This is a genomic window from Variovorax sp. 01T439_2 (genome assembly GCF_056398445.1).
The window spans coordinates 1-1,497 of the sequence record NZ_JBFTPJ010001177.1 but is presented as its reverse complement, the minus strand read 5'-3'; the positions used below and the strand labels follow the sequence as shown (position 1 = coordinate 1,497).

Below are 1,497 nucleotides of genomic sequence, written 5' to 3'. Positions count from 1 at the left end.
GTTCGGCTGGGCGATCGCGAGCGCGCGTGCCGAGGCGCGGCCGGGCAAGATCGCCTGCGAAGGTTCGGCGGGCTAGGGCCGCTGCGGCGCGGTGCGCTCGCGCATCAGCGAGGCAAACTTCCGCAGCTCGGCCGCATTCAGGTCCGACACCGCCCACGCCTGCATGCCGCCCTCGGCCCAGTGCGCGAGCTGGTAGCCCTGCCGCGTGGAGAACGCGGGCGGCTGCACCTTCGCATCGGCCGCGGGCCAGACAAATAGGTTGATGACGTGCGGCCCTGAGCGATAGACCAGCGCCGCCACCGTCCGCCCGTCGAGGTAGTCGAGCCGCCCGCCCGCCAACGGAAAACCGTCGGACGCCAGGTCCACCACCGGCGGCGAGAAGTCGAGCTTGCCGGCAAACCAGGGCTTCACCGTGTGCTGGTCGGACGAGGCCACGTCCGCCAGGTGCGCCGCCATCAGCGAGCGCACGTGGTTGGCCGTGACCGCCTCGCCGAGCGCGTCCTGCGGCGGCACCGGCGTTGCCAGCAGAACGAGCGCGAGACCCCAGGCCGTTGCCGCCCCCGTACCGAACCAGGCGAGCCCCCGCCACACGCCGCGCCGGCTGCGCACCGCAACGGCAGGCGCGGCAACCGCACCGGCCTCGGACCGCACCGACTGCGCGATGCGCTCGGCCAGCCCCGCGGGCGGCGCGTGCCGCACGGCGTGGCGCCGGATCAGCGGCCCCAGCTCATCGTCATGAATTTGCATGCTGTGTCCTTTCGGTCCCGTCCCCGGGGCGTTCATCGCGCAGGCTTTYGCGCAGCAATGCCCGCGCACGCGACAACCGCGACATCACCGTGCCCAGGGGGACACCCGCGATGCGTGCGATGTCCTCGTAGCGCATCTCTTCGAGTTCGCGCAGCACGATGACTTCGCGATAGGCCGCGGGCAGGGCGTCGATGGCGGCGTTGATGCGCTCGCCCTGCGCGCGCTGCTCCCACTGCCGGGCCGGGTCGGCGCATTCCGCGGAAGCGGGTGGCATGGCCCCGCTGTCGCGCAACTCGTCGAACTCGAGCTGGTCGGCCAGTTGCCGGTTCTGCCGCATCCAGTCGTAGCAGGCGTTGCGCACGATGCCGAGCAGCCACGGCCGCGCGCTCTCGCCGCGCAGCCCGTCGAAAAAGCGGAAGGCGCGCAGGTACGCCTCCTGCACCGCATCGTCGGCCAGCTGGTCGTCGCGCAGCAGCCAGCGCGCAAGGTTCCACGCCGCATCGAGATGCGGCAGCGCGGCGGCTTCGAACTGGCGTGTGCGGTCGGTCAACGGGCTTCTTCTTCCTGCATGACGTGGCAGCTGCGCGTTCTATTCCATCTTTTTTTTGGACTGGGGAATAAGCAGGGCGCGCCATGCGTCATGCCCTGTGCCGATTCTCTTCCTACTCTTTCAGGAGTTCTTCATCATGATCGCCATTCCCGGGTTTGTGCGCATCCTCGTCGTTCTCGGGGCGCTGGGCGCTTCGGCCT

2 protein-coding genes are annotated in these 1,497 nt (G+C 70.1%); both read right to left on the bottom strand.

Annotated features, from left to right (window positions below; translation table 11 throughout):
- Positions 1-72 precede the first annotated feature (72 nt).
- Positions 73-747 carry an anti-sigma factor family protein gene (locus AC1DOC_RS33230; protein ID WP_478080445.1) on the bottom strand — a complete coding sequence of 225 codons (675 nt, stop codon included), beginning with the start codon at positions 745-747 and terminating at the stop codon, positions 73-75.
- Positions 734-1,297 (bottom strand): sigma-70 family RNA polymerase sigma factor, encoded by a 564-nt coding sequence (locus AC1DOC_RS33225; RefSeq protein WP_478131516.1) that lies wholly within the window; start codon positions 1,295-1,297, stop codon positions 734-736. The genes AC1DOC_RS33230 and AC1DOC_RS33225 overlap by 14 nt, the downstream gene beginning before the upstream one ends.
- Positions 1,298-1,497: the final 200 nt, after the last annotated feature.